This window comes from Parvimonas pharyngis, assembly GCF_046569675.1.
Lineage (GTDB): Bacteria > Bacillota > Clostridia > Tissierellales > Peptoniphilaceae > Parvimonas.
The window spans coordinates 172,538-190,871 of the sequence record NZ_JBKICJ010000003.1 but is presented as its reverse complement, the minus strand read 5'-3'; the positions used below and the strand labels follow the sequence as shown (position 1 = coordinate 190,871).

General features: G+C 27.3%; 18 protein-coding genes. All 18 read left to right on the top strand.

Annotation, left to right across the window (positions count from 1 at the left end; all coding sequences use genetic code 11):
- Nucleotides 1–2 precede the first annotated feature (2 nt).
- Nucleotides 3–983, top strand: a complete 981-nt coding sequence (locus tag ACLGL0_RS04980; RefSeq protein WP_411013862.1) for an ATP-binding protein — start codon at nucleotides 3–5, stop codon at nucleotides 981–983.
- A 9-nt stretch (nucleotides 984–992) separates the two neighbouring features.
- On the top strand, nucleotides 993–2,177 hold the full coding sequence (locus ACLGL0_RS04975; RefSeq protein WP_411013861.1) for an AI-2E family transporter: 1,185 nt from the start codon (nucleotides 993–995) through the stop codon (nucleotides 2,175–2,177).
- Nucleotides 2,178–2,179: 2 nt separating this feature from the next.
- Complete coding sequence (serS, locus tag ACLGL0_RS04970) at nucleotides 2,180–3,445, top strand: serine--tRNA ligase (protein ID WP_411013860.1); 1,266 nt, start codon at nucleotides 2,180–2,182, stop codon at nucleotides 3,443–3,445.
- Nucleotides 3,446–3,454: 9 nt separating this feature from the next.
- Nucleotides 3,455–4,630, top strand: a complete 1,176-nt coding sequence (locus tag ACLGL0_RS04965; RefSeq protein WP_411013859.1) for a D-alanyl-D-alanine carboxypeptidase family protein — start codon at nucleotides 3,455–3,457, stop codon at nucleotides 4,628–4,630.
- Between the two features lie 666 nt (nucleotides 4,631–5,296).
- A complete protein-coding gene (locus tag ACLGL0_RS04960) occupies nucleotides 5,297–5,761 on the top strand; it encodes an 8-oxo-dGTP diphosphatase (protein ID WP_411013858.1) in 465 nt (154 codons plus the stop codon).
- Nucleotides 5,762–5,784: 23 nt separating this feature from the next.
- Complete coding sequence (locus ACLGL0_RS04955; protein WP_411013857.1) at nucleotides 5,785–6,666, top strand: DMT family transporter; 882 nt, start codon at nucleotides 5,785–5,787, stop codon at nucleotides 6,664–6,666.
- The gene (locus ACLGL0_RS04950; protein ID WP_411013856.1) at nucleotides 6,666–7,256 is read left to right on the top strand and encodes a hypothetical protein; all 591 of its coding nucleotides are present in this window, start codon (nucleotides 6,666–6,668) and stop codon (nucleotides 7,254–7,256) included. The genes ACLGL0_RS04955 and ACLGL0_RS04950 overlap by 1 nt, the downstream gene beginning before the upstream one ends.
- Nucleotide 7,257: 1 nt before the next feature.
- Entirely contained in the window at nucleotides 7,258–7,965 is a 708-nt protein-coding gene (locus ACLGL0_RS04945; protein WP_411013855.1) for a pseudouridine synthase, read from the top strand.
- A gap of 81 nt (nucleotides 7,966–8,046) precedes the next feature.
- Complete coding sequence (locus tag ACLGL0_RS04940; RefSeq protein ID WP_411013854.1) at nucleotides 8,047–9,579, top strand: ClC family H(+)/Cl(-) exchange transporter; 1,533 nt, start codon at nucleotides 8,047–8,049, stop codon at nucleotides 9,577–9,579.
- A 110-nt stretch (nucleotides 9,580–9,689) separates the two neighbouring features.
- Entirely contained in the window at nucleotides 9,690–10,364 is a 675-nt protein-coding gene (locus ACLGL0_RS04935) for a YoaK family protein (RefSeq protein WP_411013853.1), read from the top strand.
- Nucleotides 10,357–10,854 carry a tRNA (uridine(34)/cytosine(34)/5-carboxymethylaminomethyluridine(34)-2'-O)-methyltransferase TrmL gene (trmL, locus tag ACLGL0_RS04930; protein ID WP_411013852.1) on the top strand — a complete coding sequence of 166 codons (498 nt, stop codon included), beginning with the start codon at nucleotides 10,357–10,359 and terminating at the stop codon, nucleotides 10,852–10,854. Before ACLGL0_RS04935 ends, trmL begins: the two co-directional genes overlap by 8 nt.
- The gene (locus ACLGL0_RS04925) at nucleotides 10,854–11,492 is read left to right on the top strand and encodes a hypothetical protein (RefSeq protein ID WP_411013851.1); all 639 of its coding nucleotides are present in this window, start codon (nucleotides 10,854–10,856) and stop codon (nucleotides 11,490–11,492) included. The genes trmL and ACLGL0_RS04925 overlap by 1 nt, the downstream gene beginning before the upstream one ends.
- 108 nt (nucleotides 11,493–11,600) lie before the next feature.
- A complete protein-coding gene (locus tag ACLGL0_RS04920; protein WP_411013850.1) occupies nucleotides 11,601–12,230 on the top strand; it encodes a hypothetical protein in 630 nt (209 codons plus the stop codon).
- Nucleotides 12,231–12,498: 268 nt separating this feature from the next.
- Nucleotides 12,499–14,019: an ATP-binding cassette domain-containing protein gene (locus ACLGL0_RS04915; protein ID WP_411013849.1), complete on the top strand. Its 1,521-nt coding sequence runs from the start codon at nucleotides 12,499–12,501 to the stop codon at nucleotides 14,017–14,019.
- 102 nt (nucleotides 14,020–14,121) lie between these two features.
- Nucleotides 14,122–15,039, top strand: coding sequence for an EexN family lipoprotein (locus ACLGL0_RS04910; protein WP_411013848.1), 918 nt, complete (start codon nucleotides 14,122–14,124; stop codon nucleotides 15,037–15,039).
- A 119-nt stretch (nucleotides 15,040–15,158) separates the two neighbouring features.
- The gene (locus tag ACLGL0_RS04905) at nucleotides 15,159–15,665 is read left to right on the top strand and encodes an FHA domain-containing protein (RefSeq protein ID WP_233056509.1); all 507 of its coding nucleotides are present in this window, start codon (nucleotides 15,159–15,161) and stop codon (nucleotides 15,663–15,665) included.
- Nucleotides 15,658–16,917, top strand: coding sequence for an FtsW/RodA/SpoVE family cell cycle protein (locus tag ACLGL0_RS04900; RefSeq protein ID WP_411013847.1), 1,260 nt, complete (start codon nucleotides 15,658–15,660; stop codon nucleotides 16,915–16,917). The genes ACLGL0_RS04905 and ACLGL0_RS04900 overlap by 8 nt, the downstream gene beginning before the upstream one ends.
- A gap of 9 nt (nucleotides 16,918–16,926) precedes the next feature.
- Nucleotides 16,927–18,327, top strand: a complete 1,401-nt coding sequence (locus ACLGL0_RS04895; protein ID WP_411013846.1) for a peptidoglycan D,D-transpeptidase FtsI family protein — start codon at nucleotides 16,927–16,929, stop codon at nucleotides 18,325–18,327.
- Nucleotides 18,328–18,334: the final 7 nt, after the last annotated feature.

Below are 18,334 nucleotides of genomic sequence, written 5' to 3'. Positions count from 1 at the left end.
TTATGAATTTAGATGAATTAGTTTTAAAAAGTCTTGGAAAAAGACCGTTAATTAGAGAGAAAATAAAAGAGAGAAGAAGAGAAGAAGTTTATTCTTCTATTGAAAATTTTGAAAATTTAATATTAAATAGAGATAAATTAGCAACTAAAATTATGAAATCTAAGTTGTCGAATACTGACTGTTCAGGGGATTTAAAAGAATTTGAAAAACTGCAAAATAATATTGATGAATTGCTTTTAAAAAACGGCTTTTCAAAAAATTATCTAAGTAATTATTTTGTTTGCGAAAAATGTAAAGATACAGGATATTTTAATGGGACTGTTTGCAGTTGTATAATGCATGACTTAGTTGAAGATAGAGTTTTAGAAAGTGGCTTTTCAAATAAGAAAAGAGAGCAAAATTTTGAAAATTTTGATTTTTCACTTTTTGAAGGTAATTTCGAGCATGCTAATAGACTAGTAAATTCTAGAGAATATATTGAAAAACTTATAAATTTTTCAAAAGATTATTGTGATGAGTTCAAAAATAAAGACTATGGACTATTCTTTTTTGGAAAAAGTGGTGCAGGAAAGACATATTTTTCTTCAGCAATGGTAAATTACATGTTGGATAGGGGAAAAAGAGCTTGTTTTATAACTGCAACTGAGTTTTTTGAACTTATGGCAAATTATAGTTATAGTTTTTATAGAGATAAAAAAGAATTACAAGATAGAATAGATTTTGTAAGAAATGTTGATTTTCTAGTACTTGATGATCTTGGAAATGAAATATCGAATAAAAACAATAACAGTTTTTTAAGCTCACTTTTGGATTATAGAATTGAAAAAGGATTAAATACAGTTATAAGTTCAAATCTTTCAGAATACGACTTAGCTGAATGCTATGATTCTAGAGTAGCAAGTAGAATAAGGGGAAATTTCAAGTTTTTTGTTTTTCCACCTTTTGATTTAAGAGAAAAAATTAGCAAAAATATTAAATTATAGGAGGTAGTTATGAAATTTAATTGGGAACAAAAAAATACAGTAAATGTAATAACTGGTGTTTTAATATTTACAATTTCAATACTTTGTTATTTTATATTTTCAAATATGAAATCAATAATTTCATATACTACTAATATAAAATATGTATTGATGCCGTTTATTTTAGGGGGAGCTATTGCTTATATTCTAAACTTCTTCGTAAAATTTTTTGAAAACTGTTTTTTGAAATTAGAAATTTTCAAAAAAATGAAAAATAAAACTATAAGAACTCTTTCTATGTTGATTACATATTTTATATTTTTTGCTTTTATAATTTTACTTTTAAGATATATAATTCCACAGTTTTACTCAAATATTCAAATGTTTGTAGAGAGAACTCCTGCTTTCATTGATTTGGGAGTAGAAAATGCTAAATATATGTTGCAAAATATTGAATTAAGTTCAGAGATTAGAGCTTTTATAAGTGGAAAATTAACTGAATTTGCAACATATTCAACAACTGTTTTAACACAAATGATTCCTTGGGTTGCAACTTTTGCAACTAGAGTAGTGTCATTGTTTTTAAATATTATTTTAGCTATAATTATATCTGGATATTTACTATATGATAAAGAAAACTTTTCAAGAATTTCTAAAAAGTTTATGATAGCAGTATTTCCAGATAAAGCAAATAAAGTTACTTTTAAACTTATAAAAAGATTTGACTCTACATTAAGATCATATATATTAGCAAAAGGAATAGGAGCTATAATAGTTGGAGTTATATTCTATATAATTTTAATGTTTATGAAGATTGATTATGCTCTTCTATTTGCATTCATACTTGGTTTTACAAATCTTATACCTTGGTTTGGATGCTATCTTGGGGCTATTCCAATAGTTGTAGTATTACTTTTCACTTCAACAATTAATACTGTTTTATGGTTTATATTTATAGTTTTAGTAGTTGCAATGTTGGATGCAAATGTAATATCTCCAAGAGTTTCTGGTAAAAGTTTAGGAATAAGCTCGTTTTGGGTTATATTTGCACTTGTACTTGGTGGTAGTTTATTTGGCGTTATTGGATTTTTACTTTCCGTTCCAGTATTTGTTGTAATTTATACAACACTTAAGGAAAGTATAGAAGATAGACTTGAAAAAAAGGGATATTCCACACAAAACCCAGCTGTAGAGTTTGAAGAGAAAGAGGTTTAATTATGTTAGATATTAAGAGAATTAGAGCAAATAAAGAGGAAGTTATTGAAAGTTTAAATTCAAGATTTGGAAATTATAATCTTGACAAAGTTATTGAATTTGACGAAAAAAGAAGAGAAATAATCTTTGAAGTTGAAAATAAAAAAGCTAGACAAAACGAGGTTTCAAAACAAGTTCCAAAATTAAAAAAAGAAGGAGTAGATGTTTCCGAACTATTTAAAGAAATGAAATTACTTTCTGATGAAATTAAAGAACTTGATGTAAAAGTAAAAGACTTAGATGAAGAAATTAGAAAAGAACTTTTAAGTATTCCAAACACACCAAACAAAGAAATTCCTATTGGAAAAAGTGATGAAGACAATGTAGAAATCAGAAAGTTTTTAGAACCTAAAAAATTCGATTTTGAAGTTAAAGCGCATTGGGATTTAGGTGTTGATTTAGACATATTAGATTTTGAAAGAGCAGTAAAAATCTCTGGTTCAAGATTTTCAGTTTTTAAAGGCAAGGGAGCAAAACTTGAAAGAGCATTAATAAACTTCATGCTTGATTTACATAGTGAACAAGGATATGATGAAGTTTCTGTTCCAGTTTTAATTAATAGAAATTCAATGTATGGAACAGGACAATTGCCAAAATTTGAAGAAGATATGTTCTATGTTCCTTCAAAGGATATGTTTTTAGCTCCAACAGCAGAAGTACCTGTTACAAATCTTTTATCAAATGAAATTTTAGAATTTGAAAAAGTTCCAACATATTATACAGCTTTTACTTATTGTTTTAGACAAGAAGCTGGATCAGCTGGTAGAGATACAAGAGGTTTGATAAGAAATCACCAATTTGACAAGGTTGAAATGGTTAAATTTGTAAATCCTGAAAATAGTTATGATGAATTAGAAAAACTTACAAATGATGCTGAAGAAATTTTAAAACTTTTAGAAATTCCTTATAGAGTTGTTTGTTTATGTACTGGCGATATTGGTTTTTCAAGTGCAAAGACTTATGATATAGAAGTTTGGATGCCAAGTTATGGAAGATATGTTGAAATTTCTTCTTGTTCAAATTTTGAAGACTTCCAAGCTAGACGTGCTAATATAAGATTTAGAGATGAAGATGGAAAAGTTAAATTTGTTCATACATTGAATGGATCAGGCTTAGCAGTTGGAAGAACTTTTGCAGCTGTTTTAGAAAATTATCAAAGAGAAGACGGAAGTATTGAAATTCCACATGTTTTAAGAAAATATATGGGATTAGATGAAATAAGAAAGTAGGTGGATATTATGAATTTAAGAAAAACGCTACTTAGCTTAGCATTAATATTTTCGATTTGTTTTGTGGGAACAGCAAAGTCCTATGCAATTTTCGGAATTGAAAAAAAAACAACAGCATCTTTAATTGGAGATGCTAACTCAGGAGCTTTATTTATTGCTGAAAATATAGATGAAGCGCTACCAATAGCAAGTATTTCAAAATTAATGACTTTCTTTTTAGTAAAAGAAAAGATTGCTGAAGGTAAATTTAAATTAGAAGATAAAGTTAAAGTATCAGTAACTGCAAGTTCAGAAGAAGGATCCAGTTTGGATTTAAAAGCAGGAGAAGAAATTAGCGTTAAAGATTTACTTGACGGTCTTATGATTGTTTCAGGTAATGATGCAGCGGTTGCACTTGCTGAATTAGTTGGAGAAACTGAAAGTAAATTTGTAACAATGATGAATGATAAGGCAAGTGAACTTGGACTTAAAAATGCAACTTTTACAAATGCTTCAGGACTTACAAAAAATGGCCAAGACAATAAAATGTCAACAAGAGATATTTTTACACTTTCAAAAACTATTATAGAAAAATATCCAGAAGTTTTAGAATATGCAAAAACAACGGTTTTAGAACAACCTTCAAGAAATTTTAAAAAAGAGAGTACAATTCCTCTAGTTGGAGAAGTTGAAGGAGTTGACGGTTTAAAAACTGGACATACTGACGAAGCTGGATACTGTTTAGTTTCTACAATGAAAATCAAAAAAGGTGAAAGTGAATTTAGAATTATTTCTGTTCTAATGGGAGCTAAAACTAAAGCAGATAGAGCACAATATATGAAAGATATGCTTAACTATGCGAAACAAAATATAGAAACTAGAAAACTTATAGATATAGAAAAATTTACTAAAAAAGTAGATGTGAAATCTGCAAGTAATGGTTATGTAGAATTAGTACCTAAAGAAGATCTTGAAAGAGTTTCAATGAAGGGTATTAACTATACAACTGAAGTAAATGTTGGAGAAGTGAAATTACCTTTGAAAAAAGGTGATAAAGTTGGAGAAATTCTAATTAAAAACTCTAATGAAGTAATCGCTACAGTTGACTTAGTAGCTAAAGAAGACTATTCCAAAGCTGGACTATTAAGTAGAACTGTAAGACTTATCAAAACAATTTTTGAAGTAGTTGAAACAGTTTTACCATAATTTAAACAATGTATTAAAAATCCGATAAATTATCGGATTTTTTTATTGTGTAGCGGGCACTCAATGTATCTACGATACATTTACTTTTGCTAAAGCAAAAGTATGAGATCTCCACAGTCGATTGTACTCAAATCAAAGATTTGAACAATCTTTGCGTCAGACCTACTTTTGTTTACAAGTAAACAAAGTTAGGGCTAGATTCGCATTGGTCGAGATGACGTATAAAGGAAGTACCTTTGTTTAAGAGCCAGACGTTAAAAGCAAATATACTTCAAATTATTTGTATAAATGTAGTAGAAAAAGCATAATAAAAAAATATAATAACTTATTTAAAAATATAGGCTATAAAACAAAATAGTTCACGTCATAGCAATTAGAAAAGAAGTACCCCTAAACACGTCATCTCGACCGGAGTTGAGCCAAGCGAAACGGAGTGGAGAGATCTCAACTATTGCTTGTAAACAAGCAATAGTATTTCTGAAAGAAATAAAAAATATAATTTCTATGTGTATCTACAATAAATTCAGAGCAAAGACAAAGTATAATTTTTATCTTCTCATTTTACTAGAATTTAGATAATTCGATAAAGTTTTGTATTGAAAATTCAATGGCTTAAATGGTATAATAATATAAGGAAAATTATTTGCCAAAAAATTCGGAGGATTTATGGAAACAGTTTTAGTAAATATGTGTATGATTTACGATAGAGAAAAAGATAAAATTTTAGTTTTAGATAAAGTAAAAAAACATGGTTGGGAAGGACTTACTTTTGTTGGTGGACATGTTGAAGATGGTGAAGTTCTATATGATTCATGTGTTAGAGAAGTTTTTGAAGAAACTGGATTAAAAGTTAAAAATTTAAAATTAAAGGGAACTGTTACATGGGTCGCTGAGAGTAATGATACAAGAGAACTAGGTTTTTTATATTATACAGAAGATTTTTCAGGAAAATTAATAGAAGATAATGTTGAGGGAAAACTCTTTTGGATGGATATTGAAGATTTTAAAAAAGCTGAAGGAAAGAGCTATAGCATAGATAAAATTCTTGATTTATATCTAAATGATGAGCATAGTGAATTGATGATTAGATGGAATAAAAATGATGAAATAGAATTGGAAGAATTCTTTTAAAATAATAAAAATAGGAGGAAATTATGAATTTTATAAAAGGTATTATTTATACAATTATTTCTGCTTTTGTTTTCGGTTTTACGCCAATACTTGCAAAGCTTACTTATGACGGAGGAAATAATGCTATTACCTTAACTTTTTTAAGGGCTTTATTGGGATTGCCATTTTTATATGCGGGAATGAGAAAAAACCAAACTCCTATGAAGATAACAAAAAGGGAATTTCTTCATTTTATAGCACTTTCATTTTTAGGAATTGGAATTACTACAACAGCACTTTATGCATCATATAATTATATTTCTGTTGGAATGGCAACTACTATACATTTTATCTATCCTTGTGTAGTTTATTTTATTTGTATCTTATTTTTTAAAGAACAAGTTACTTTTAAAAAGATGGCTGCTCTTATTTTTTCAATGATAGGTATTGTATTGTTAGTTGATGAAGTTACAGGAGGAAGTGCTTTAGGTATATTTTTAGCTGCATTATCAGGTGTAACTTACAGTTTATTCCTAGTATATTTAGATAAAAGTGGATTTAAACATATGGATCCATTTAAATGTACTCTCTATATAAGTTTATTCAACATAGTTGGTCTTTATGCATTAGGAAAAGTAATGGGACAACTTACTTTTGCACTTACACCAATGGCTTGGATACTTACAATTTTAATATCATTTTTAACTTCAATTTTTGGTAATGCATTTTTACAACTTGGAGTTAAATACTGTGGAGCAACAACAGCTTCAATATTATGCACATTTGAACCAATTACAAGTGTAATTTTGGGTATAATATTCCTTAACGAATCTATGACAATTTTTAAAGTTATAGGTTGTGGTTTAATAATATTGGCAGTATTATTATTGTCAATAAATAGTGATGGTAGAAGGAGAAAAAAATAATGAGCGCATTTTTAGCACCAATACATTTTTGGATGTATGATAAAATTTTAATCGCACAAGAATTAACTTTTAAATTAGAAGAAAAGTTTTTAAATAAAGAAGAAAGGGAAGAGGTTGAAAGTCTATTTCCAGGCTTATATTCTAAAGATTTAGAAGAAGTAATAGACCAAAGTAATATTCATGGCTGGTTACATATAGCTGTTTCAAATGTTGAAATAAGATTTGCATATATTGTAAAAACTCTTTTAGATAAAGGAATTTCACTTGAAGAAATAAAAAAAGTTGCTTTTGAATATGGAAAAACTTTCCCAGAACAAGAAGTTTCATCTTTAAAGGATGCTTATGAATTATTAATGGATATATTACTTGATGGACTTCCATGTGATGTTTCAATAAGTGTAGCTAGAGAAGAAGAAAATGAATTAGAATTTGTTCTTTATAATGATATACACAAACAATATTTCAATGAATTTAATTTAGAAGTTTCTTTATATCATGAAATAAGAGAAGCATTTGTTAATGGTATATTTGAAAGATATGCTTTAAAATATAAGAATATTTCAGATAGCAATAAGTTAATCACTAGATAAAATGAAAATTAGAATTGATAGATTTCTTTGCCATATGGGAATTGGCTCAAGAAGTGAAATAAAAAAGTTTTTAAAAACTTGTAGAGTTAAGCTAAATGGAAAGTTTGAAAAAAGTCCAAATACACAGGTTGATATTGATAAAGACGAAATTTTATTTGATGATGAAATAGTAATATATAAGGAATTTACTTATCTCATGTTGAATAAACCTAAGGACTATATTAGTGCAACATTTGATCCAAAACTTCCTACAGTTTTAGAATTATTAGAATTTCCATACTCTAACATGGAATTATTTCCTGTTGGCAGACTTGATATAGATACAACTGGATTTTTGATTTTAACAAATGATGGAAAATTTTCATACAATGTTACAAATCCTAAGAAAAAAGTAAATAAAAAATATTTAGTTACTTTAAGAGATGATATTTCATCAAATCAAATAGAAAGTCTCGAAAACGGAATATATTTTGAAAAAGAAGATTTTACAACTGAAAATGCAAAGGTTGAAGAAATTTCAAAAAGAGAAATTTACCTTACAATTTCTGAAGGAAAATTCCATCAAGTAAAAAGAATGTTAGAATATGTTGGAAATGAAGTTATAGAGCTAAAAAGAGTTAGTATTGGAAATCTAAGTTTGGATGAAAAACTTGAACTTGGAGAATATCGAGAAATTACAAATACTGAATTAGAAGAGATTTTTAAATAAAGTTTTGATTATAATCAAAACTTTTTTTATTATAATTTTTGTGATAAAATAATTATAAGATATTAATTTTTAGGAGTTTTTATGAAAAATTTAGAAAATATTACTAATACTCAAAGAGATGAGGATTTAAAATTACTTTTTTATGGTGTTTTAGTAGGGATAGTAGCTGGTAGTTTTTCAAGTTTATATCGTTACATAATCCACGGAATAGAAGGAATTTTAGCAGCAATAATTAATTATAGTAGAGAGCATTTATATATTTATCCACTACTTTTTGTTGCGCTTATTTTCATTTCTTTTTTAGTTTCAAAATTAAAGAAGATGTCAAAGTTTTGTGGGGGATCTGGAATACCCCAAGTTGAGGCAGAAATAAAAGGTTATATCAATCCAAATCCAGAAAAACTTTTATTTGCAAAAATTGTTGGAGGAGGCTTAACTGCTCTATCTGGTTTTTCTGTTGGTCGTGAAGGTCCCTCAATACAAATTGGAGCAATGAGTGGAAAATTAGTTTCAAGAAAACTAAAGAAAAATAAAACTATTGAAAAGTTTTTGATAACTTGTGGAGCAAGTGCAGGACTTACTGCTGCATTTAATGCACCTGTTGCAGGAATTTTATTTGCAGTTGAAGAAGTACATAGGCATATTAGTAAAAAACTTTTAGTAGTTTGTATGGCTTCTACAATAACTGCGGATTTAGTTTCAAAAATACTATATGGAACAGAAACTGTCTTTAATTTTAATTTGTCTGAAAAATTGCCATTAGTAAATTACTGGACTTTAATTTTATTTGCAGTGGTATTATCACTTTTAGGAGTTTTCTATATATTTTTGATGGAATTTTTTATGAAAGTTCAAGATAGAATTAAATTAAAACAAGAGTTTAAACTTATTCCATATTTTGTTCTACCTTTATTTATATTAGCTTTTATGCCTAATTTATTAGGTGGTGGCGGTTTCTTGATGAAAGAATTACAAACTGTTGATTTTTCAATTTATATGTTGATTTTACTTTTTATAGTAAAATTACTATTCTCAATAATTTGTTTTAGTTCAGGAGTTCCAGGTGGAATTTTCTTTCCAATATTAGTTTTAGGAGCTACAATCGGAACAATTTTTGGAAAAATCATAGATCCAATTTATATAAATAGTTTTATTATTCTTGGAATGGCAGGATATTTAACAGCGATTGTTAGAGCGCCTATAACTTCAATAATTCTAATCTTTGAAATGACAGGAAATCTTTCATATCTATTGCCACTTTCAATTGTTTGTCTAATTACTTATACAATACCAAATTATCTAAAATCTCTACCAATTTACGAATATTTACTAGAGAGATTAATGGAAAAAGAACATATTTCTACTTCAAAATGTGGAGAAAAAATGACTATGAGTATTGTTGTCGAGCTTGGAAGTGAAATTGAAAATAAAAAAATAAAGGAAGTAGAATTTCCAAAGGGAATGTTAATTACAAATATCGATAGAGGTGTTGAAGAAATAATTCCAAATGGTGAAACTGTAATAATAAATGGTGATGTAATAAATATTCTTGTAAATGAAAATAAATTATTTGATACATTTACAGAATTACAAAAGATTTGTCAAAATAATTGAGATTAGACGAAAGTCTAATCTTTTTTGTAAAAATATTATACTGTAAAACTTGTAAAATGGAGATTTTTGGTTTATACTATCTTGTGAAGATTTAATAAGGAGTTTTGTATATGAAAAAGGCAATGCAAATGTCCGAATCTATTGAACTTGCAATATTTTTAGCATTAAGTGGTGGACTTATGGATGCATATTCATATCTCTTAAGAGGGCAGGTTTTTGCAAATGCTCAAACCGGAAATATGTTATTACTTGGAGTTCACGCTTCTCAAGGAAATTGGGCAATGTGTTTGAAATATGTTTTTCCAATATCATTTTTTACTCTTGGAATTTTTTTAGCTGATTTATTTAGAAAAAAGGGAGATTATAAATTACATTGGCGACAAAATGCCGTTATTTTTGAGATATTTTTACTTATTTGTGTGGCTTTTATTCCTGAAAATATGAATGAAACAGCAAATGTAATGACATCTTTCGCTTGTGGAATACAAGTTCAAAGTTTTAAAAAAGTATGTGGAATAGATTTTTCTACAACAATGTGTATCGGGAATTTAAGAGGTGGAACTCATAATTTGGCAGAGTATTTTTACACAAAAAATAAAAAGTTTTTAGAATATAGTTTAATGTACTTTGGAATTATATTATGTTTTATTATCGGAGCGATTATAGGAAGTAAATTTAGCAATATTTTAGGATTAAAAACTATTTTGTTAAGTGCTTTTTTGCTTATTATTTGTGTATTTATTATGTTTATAGATAGAGAAAAAAAGGAGAGATATTTTGTTTAATATAGTTTTATTAGAACCAGAAATTCCTTTCAATACTGGAGCTATTGGAAGAACTTGTGTAGCAACAGACACTAAACTACATTTAATTAAGCCATTAGGTTTTTCACTTGATGATAAAATGGTAAAGAGATCAGGACTTGATTATTGGGATAAATTAAAACTTTTTGTCTATGAAAACATTGAAGATTTCTACGAAAAAAATCCGAATGCAAATATTTATTTTGCAACAACAAAGGCGAAAAAAACTTACGATAAGGTAGATTATTCACCAAATGACTATATAATGTTTGGAAAAGAGAGTAAAGGAATTCCAGAAGAAATTTTAGTTAAAAACGAAGAACATTGTGTAAGAATTCCTATGTGGGGAGAAATTCGTTCACTTAATCTTTCAAATTCAGCTTCAATAATATTATATGAAGCATTAAGACAACAAGATTTTTCAGAACTTGAAAAGTTTGGAGAATTACATAGATTACATTGGAGTAAATAATGGACGAAGAATTATATGATTTATTAAAACAAAAAAGAAAAGTAGAAGCTATAAAGTATGTTGGAAATAAATATGAAATGGATTATAAAACTTCAAAAGATACAGTAGATAGACTGATTGAAAAGCTTGATTACTTTGAAGGAGAACTTATGAATAACAATACAAATATAAATAATGATTTTAGCACATCAGAAATATCTGATGATAATTTATATCTTTTAATAAAAGAAAATAGAAAAATAGAAGCTGTAAAGTACATTAGAGATAAATATAATTTTGACTTAAAGACATCAAAAAATATAGTTGATAGTCTAGATGTTGAATCTCCTATGATGTTTACAGAGAAAAATATTATTTCTGCGTCAAAAACGAATTTTTCTAAATATGGAAGTGGCTATAGTACCGAAAGTTATTCTTATGAAATGATTGATGGAAAACAACATTACTATGCATATAAAGACGGAGAAAAAAGAGAAGTAAGTAGAACGGCAATTCCTAGTGAAATACTTAAATATTTTGAAAAAGCTGGAGAAAAAGCTTCAGATGAATATGAAGATAAAGAATCCAGAACAAAAAATTTCTTTTGGGGAATTGTATTGGTAGCATTAATAGTAGGAATATATTTTTACTTTAATTAAAGTTTGACATTTTAAAGAAATGGGATTTTTGACTTGGGATAAGTCAAAACTAAAATAATTCATACGAACTAGAAAAATTGAAATCTACATATTATATTGGAGTAAGCGATGGATGAAGAATTATATGATTTATTAAAACAAAAAAGAAAAGAAGAAGCTGTAAAGTATGTTAAAAATAAATATGATATGGATTTCAAAGACGCAAAAGAAACAGTTGATAAGATGACAAAAACATTGGAATTTTTTGAAGGAAAAAACCGTGGTTTATCAAAAGAAGATTTTCCCGATATGTTTAAAAATTCGATTATTTCTAGGATATATGATAATGATTTATATGCACTGATAAGAGAAAATAGAAAAGAAGAAGCTGTAAAATATGTAAAAGACAAATATAATTTTGATTTAGAAAAAGAAAAAGCTATGGTTGATATTTTAGAGCCGGAGATGTTTACAGAAAAAAGTATTATTTCTACATCAAATTCTAATTCATCTAATTTTGAAAGTGGTTATAGTATTGGAAACTATTCGTATAAAATGAGTGACGGAGAACAACTTTATTATATTTATAAAGACGGAGAAAAAAAAGAAGTAAATAGAGTTTCAATTCCTAAAGATATACTTAAAGATTTTGAAAAATCTGCAGATGAATACGAAGATAAAAGAATAAAAAGAAAAAATATTCTTTTGGTAATGCTTTTATTGATTATAATAGTAGGAATACTTATTTACTTTAATTAAAATTTGACACTTTAATTTGTTTGTGTTAGAATTTAAGTGATATAGAGATATCAAAAATTAATTAGAAATTCAGGAGGAAGGAATGTTAATAAGATAACTATTATGAGACAGAAATTTAATAGCTTTTTAGAGCTTAGTTTTTTGTTGCCATTTTAGTTATGCATTCCTTTTTGTGTTCTTTTTAGGACTCCTTTTTGAGTTGTAAAGTGAATGTTGAAATGGCAATAAGTAGGTTGCCATTTTTTTGTGGCTTAAATTAGGAGGATATATGCTTAGTATAAAAAATTTAACGATATATTTAGTGAAAGATTTAAGAACAGTAATTGATGATTTCAGCTTTTCTTTAGAAAGAGGAATGAAAGCTTGTATAATTGGAGAAGAGGGAAACGGAAAATCCAGCATTTTAAAAGCGATAGTAGATGATGAGGGCTTAAAAGAGTATGCTGAAATAAGTGGAGAGATAAATAAGAAAAATGAAGTTATTGGATATTTACCACAGATTTTGGAAGCAAAGATTTTAGATTTTTCAACAAAGGAATATCTTGAAAATAAAATTAAAGAGGAATTTTTTGACTATAATTTATTTTATAAATTATTAAAAGAGTTAAATTTTGATGAAAATTTAATAAATGAAAAGCAAAGGATAATTGAATTATCAGGTGGAGAAAGAATTAAATTTATTTTACTTTGTGAACTTATGAAAGAGCCTACTTGTCTTTTATTGGACGAGCCTAGTAATGATTTGGATATAAATTCTATTGAATGGCTTAAGAATTTTATAAATAGTATTGATGTTCCAATAATTTTCATTTCTCATGATGAGGATTTAATTGAAAATTGTGCAAATGTAATTATTCATATTGAACAGCTTATGAGAAAACAAAAGCCAAAGATTTCAATTGAAAAGTTGGATTATGAAAATTATGTTGAAAACAGGGGAAATGCTATTGAAAGACAGGAAAAAAATGCAAAAAAACAAAAAGAAGAATTTGATAAGAAAGTAAAAAAATATCAGAGAGTTTATGAAAGAGTGCAACATGAGATAAGGAGTACAAAAGATGATCATGCTGGAAAAAACCTTAAAGATAAAATGCATTCTGTAAAGTCAATTGGTAGAAGACTCGAAAAAGAAAAGGAGAATTTACTTGATTTTCCTGATTATGAAGAATCTATTTTTGTAAAATTTGATGAAACTGTTAATTATTCTTCAAAAAAGGAAATTTTGGATTTGAGTTTGGAAAAACTAATTATTGGTTCTAAAATTTTGAGTGAAAATATAGAATTAAAGGTATTTGGTGCAGATAAAATCTGTATAATTGGAGAAAATGGAATAGGAAAGACAACTCTTTTAAAGAAAATTTTGGAAAATATAAAGAAAAATGTAAAGATTGCATATATGCCACAAAATTATGATGATAAGATGAATGTTGATATGAGCATTATAGATTATTTGAGTAAGACTTACGAAAAGGAAGAAACTACTAAGATTAGAACGTTTTTGGGTTCAATGAAGTTTACTGCAGATGAGATGTTTCACAATTTAAAATCACTTTCAGGAGGACAAAAGGCAAAAATTTACTTTTTAAAAATGATTTTAGAAAATCCTGAAGTTTTAATTTTAGATGAGCCTACAAGGAATTTATCTCCTTTTTCGTCAGTGGAAATAAGAAAATTATTAAAATCATATAAAGGAGCAATAATTTCAGTTTCTCACGATAAAAAATATATTAATGAGGTTTGTGATAAGGTATATAAACTTAACAAAAACGGATTGGAACTTGTAATTTAAAATTGAATGTATTGTTGCTTAAATTTTGACTTCTTTTTGTAGTTGTGGTAAAATAAATAAAAGTAAATTTAGATTTTTTAAAATAAAAAAACGGAGGATATTATGAAAAATTTAAAACAATTTCTTATTTGTAGTTTAGCTTTATTAGCATTTGCCGGTTGTTCAAAATCAAAAGAAAAACCTGCTGAAACATCTACAAAACAAGAAGAAACAAAAAAAGATGATAACAAGGGAAAAGAAAGTGATAATTCTAATAATGCTGCTAAAGTTCAAAAAGAAGGCTCAACATTTGAAAAAAATGAAAAAGAATGGCCTTTTAATCAAACAGAAACATCAGTTGTTAGAATAGGTTATCATGGCAATATTGCAGGAAATGTTATACCTGGAGATTTTGTAGCAACTGTAGAAATTGAACTACCTAATGACACTTATACTAATAATAGATTTATTGTACAAAATACAAGTGATGCTATGACAGTTAGAAAACAAATTGATCCAAGTAAAGATAAAAATGCTGATCTTCTAATTAAAGATGTTGCACCTTTAATTAAAGAAAATGAATATATATTTTCTAGTCCCGGCGGTGGCGGAGAAGGATATTTTGATATAGGAAATAAAGAAGTTAATGCTCATATTACTCACGGTATTTCAATTCACAGAACAAAAGATAAAAGTGCCTATGATTATCATCTTGGAGAAGCTCAAGAAATTCAAAAACAATTCGAACAATATGTTACAATTCCTATTGTAGATAGTGGAGAACATAGAGCTTCAATATCATATACATCTTTTGACAAAAAAAATCCAAAGGAAAAACCGGATACTGAATTTAGATTGACTTACGAAATTAGTGATAAAGCAATTTTAGAAATAAATTTTGATTATAGTGTTAAGTCTACTGGTCCATTTGCAAAATCAGGAAAAACTAGACATTTAACTGAACAAGATATGATTGAAATAGCAAAACAAGCTATTAAGACAATCAAATCTTCATCAACAATTGAACTTCCTAAAAAATAATTTTAGAATGGCAATTTAATGATTGCCATTTTTTTATGTCTAAATTTTGACTACTTTTAGTATTTATGGTAAAATAAAAGTTGATAAATTAGGATTTTAACATAAACTTAGGAGGATATATGGATAAAATTTTCGACATATTGGAAGGTATTTTTTCCGTTGAAACATTTGGAAATTTAAAGCTATATGATTTAATGGCTATTATTTTTAAATATATTTTTGTTATTATTATCTATTATTTTATTTATAATATAATTAAAATGATATACTTTGATATTAGCACAACAAGTGAAATGAGTGAAGTTTCAAATACTTATTTGAAACTTATTAACAGAAAAGAGAGTCTACCTTTTAAGGTTCATGAACATTATTATATAAATGACGAAACTACATTAGGTCGTGGAGATTCTAATGATATTGTTATTAATGATAAATTCATTTCTAAAAATCATATGAGGATTATAAAGGATGACGGAATTTATTATATTGAAGACTTAGGTTCTGCTAATGGAACTCTATTAAATGGAGAACCTATTACAGAGGCTATTGAACTTAAAGATAAAGATTTAATTGACGTTGGTCGAATTGAATTCTTATTTGTAAATGAGGAAGTTGATGATGATTAGTAAAATTTTAAAGTCAAGATTTAGAACTTTAAGCGTAAATTCCTATGTTAGCACAAAGAGTATTCAAGGTCTTTTGCTATTCTTTCAAATATTAGGCTTATTTCTAATTATGGCTAGAGATTTTGCGAATTTTAATAGAACAAAGTTAATTTTTATGATTGCCTTAATCAGCTTTGTATATATTTCAGGGAAATTAGTTCAAAAGTTTACAAGGGGCGATTACTATATAATGCTTATTGCAAATATGCTTTTTTCTATTGGGATTTTAGAAATTTATAGACTTAATGACAAGTTAGCATTTAGACAAATTATATGGTTTTGTATAGGGATTATAGCTTTTTGGCTAATATATTTAGTTTTAAAATATATAAAAATATGGAGCAAAATGTATTATTTTTATGCAGCAATATCTTATCTACTATTTATTGCAACTTTTCTATTTGGTAAAAGAATTAATGGTGCAAAAAACTGGATAAGATTAGGTTCAAATTTTGCTTTCCAACCATCTGAGCTTATTAAGATTGCTTTTGTTTTTCTTATTGCAGCTTATTATAAAAATAGAGAAAAGTTTGAAAAAGATATTTTTAAAAAATATAGTTTACATTTCTTTTTCTATACTTTTTTAGGTTTTCTATTTTTACAAAAAGATTTAGGAACAGTACTTGTTTTCTCAGGTGTATTTATGTTTGCACAATATATGTATGAACCTCATAGAAAATATATGTTTATTAATCTTTTGGTTCTTTCATGTGGAGCTGTTTTAGGATATATTTTGTTTACTCACGTTAAAGTCAGAGTTAAAATTTGGTTAGATCCATTTAAGTATGCTGATGGAATGGGTTATCAAATAATTCAAGGCTTCTATGCAATAGCAAGTGGTGGATTTTTCGGCAAAGGACTTGGACTTGGAAGACCTGATTATATTCCTTTTGCAGAAAGTGACTATATATTTGCAAGCATTTGTGAAGAAATGGGAATTTTAATGGGAATGGGCGTTGTTATGCTGTTCTTAATTCTAACATATAGAGGGATAAAAACATCTATGGAACAACATAACAGATTCTATAAATATGTAGCTTTTTGCCTATCATTAATTTTCGCTTTCCAATCATTGATAATGTTTGGAGGAATTTTAAAACTTATTCCACTTACAGGAATTACAATTCCATTTGTAAGTTATGGAGGTTCTTCAATTCTTTCAAGTTTCATTGCTTTGGGAATTTTACAGTATGCCTCTGAAGAAAATATTTAGGAGGGTAATATGGTTGAAACTAAAAGATATAAAAGAGTTTTAACATTTATAAGTTTATTATTTATTTTAATACTTGCATATATGACTTATTTTCAAGTTGTAAAAGCAGATAAACTTAAAAACTCTGAAGATAATAAAAGAAATTGGGTTGATGACAATAAATTAAAAAGAGGAAACATTTTAGATTCTAAGGGAAATATTTTAGCTGAAACTAAAACTGACGATAGTGGCGAAAAATATAGATTTTTTCCATATGGAGAAGTTTATGCTCATATAGTTGGATACAACAGTAAAAAATATGGAAAAACTGGAATTGAGAAAAAATTCAATGCAACTCTTTTAAACAAACAAGATAAAACTCCAATAGGAGAGTTAAAGAAAATATTAATTGAACAAAAAGAGGGTAATTCTGTAAAATTGACAACAAATACAGAATTACAAAAATATGCTCTTTCTCTTTTAGAAGGACATAAAGGCTCAATGATTTTAATGAATCCACAAACGGGATCAATAATTGCAATGGCTGATAGACCTACATTTGATCCAAATAAAATTGAATCAAACTGGGCAAATATTATTGCTGATGAAGAAAATGCACCGCTTATTGCTAGAAGCATTGCTGGGCTTTTTCCACCAGGATCTGTTTATAAACTAATAACTGGTACAGCATTATTAGAAAAATTAAGCCCAAGCGAATTAAAATACAATGATAAAGGTTCAACAACAATTGACCACTATAAGATTAATAACTATGCTAAAGAAGCTAATGGAAATATAGATTTAAGAAAAGCATTAGTAAAATCTTCAAATGCTTATTTTGCCGATCAAGTTCAAAAAATTGGTGTTGAAACTATGATTGATATAAGTAAAAGATTTATGTTTGGACAAGAAATTCCATTCGACTTAAAAGTTGCAGTTTCTCCAATTCCATATAATGATAAAACTACTTCATTAGAACTTGCAACAGCAGCATTTGGACAAGGAAAAGACTTGGTTACTCCATTACATGTTGCTCTATATACAAGTGCAATTGCAAATGGTGGAAATATGATGAGGCCTTATATAGTAGGAGAAATCATAGATCCAAATGGAAAAATCATCGAAAAGACAACACCAGAAATATTATCAAAAGTTGCAGATAAGCAAATAATGGATACAATGAAAGATTATTTAAAATCTTCTGGAGATACAAACTTTGTTGGATTCATAAAAGGAAAGAAAGTTGCAGGTAAGACAGGAACTGCTGAAAAAACAAAAGATAAGATTCACTCTTGGGTAACTGTTTTTTATCCTGTAGATAATCCTACAATTGTTTGTACTGCATTTTTTGAAGAGGAAAATAAAATAGCTGCCGAAATGATTCCGCTTGTAAAAAAACTTGTAAATAAGGCGATAGAACTTGGATATTAGGAGATAA

Excerpts from the sequence above, each read along its gene's own strand:
- ACLGL0_RS04945 (WP_411013855.1), top strand. The coding sequence starts at position 7,258 with ATGAAAATTAGAATTGATAGATTTCTTTGCCATATGGGAATTGGCTCA.
- ACLGL0_RS04955 (WP_411013857.1), top strand. The coding sequence starts at position 5,785 with ATGAATTTTATAAAAGGTATTATTTATACAATTATTTCTGCTTTTGTT.
- ACLGL0_RS04950 (WP_411013856.1), top strand. The coding sequence starts at position 6,666 with ATGAGCGCATTTTTAGCACCAATACATTTTTGGATGTATGATAAAATT.
- ACLGL0_RS04910 (WP_411013848.1), top strand. The coding sequence starts at position 14,122 with ATGAAAAATTTAAAACAATTTCTTATTTGTAGTTTAGCTTTATTAGCA.
- ACLGL0_RS04905 (WP_233056509.1), top strand. The coding sequence starts at position 15,159 with ATGGATAAAATTTTCGACATATTGGAAGGTATTTTTTCCGTTGAAACA.
- ACLGL0_RS04900 (WP_411013847.1), top strand. The coding sequence starts at position 15,658 with ATGATTAGTAAAATTTTAAAGTCAAGATTTAGAACTTTAAGCGTAAAT.
- ACLGL0_RS04920 (WP_411013850.1), top strand. The coding sequence starts at position 11,601 with ATGGATGAAGAATTATATGATTTATTAAAACAAAAAAGAAAAGAAGAA.
- ACLGL0_RS04925 (WP_411013851.1), top strand. The coding sequence starts at position 10,854 with ATGGACGAAGAATTATATGATTTATTAAAACAAAAAAGAAAAGTAGAA.
- ACLGL0_RS04975 (WP_411013861.1), top strand. The coding sequence starts at position 993 with ATGAAATTTAATTGGGAACAAAAAAATACAGTAAATGTAATAACTGGT.
- ACLGL0_RS04940 (WP_411013854.1), top strand. The coding sequence starts at position 8,047 with ATGAAAAATTTAGAAAATATTACTAATACTCAAAGAGATGAGGATTTA.
- serS (WP_411013860.1), top strand. The coding sequence starts at position 2,180 with ATGTTAGATATTAAGAGAATTAGAGCAAATAAAGAGGAAGTTATTGAA.
- ACLGL0_RS04960 (WP_411013858.1), top strand. The coding sequence starts at position 5,297 with ATGGAAACAGTTTTAGTAAATATGTGTATGATTTACGATAGAGAAAAA.
- ACLGL0_RS04895 (WP_411013846.1), top strand. The coding sequence starts at position 16,927 with ATGGTTGAAACTAAAAGATATAAAAGAGTTTTAACATTTATAAGTTTA.
- ACLGL0_RS04980 (WP_411013862.1), top strand. The coding sequence starts at position 3 with ATGAATTTAGATGAATTAGTTTTAAAAAGTCTTGGAAAAAGACCGTTA.
- ACLGL0_RS04915 (WP_411013849.1), top strand. The coding sequence starts at position 12,499 with ATGCTTAGTATAAAAAATTTAACGATATATTTAGTGAAAGATTTAAGA.
- ACLGL0_RS04965 (WP_411013859.1), top strand. The coding sequence starts at position 3,455 with ATGAATTTAAGAAAAACGCTACTTAGCTTAGCATTAATATTTTCGATT.
- ACLGL0_RS04935 (WP_411013853.1), top strand. The coding sequence starts at position 9,690 with ATGAAAAAGGCAATGCAAATGTCCGAATCTATTGAACTTGCAATATTT.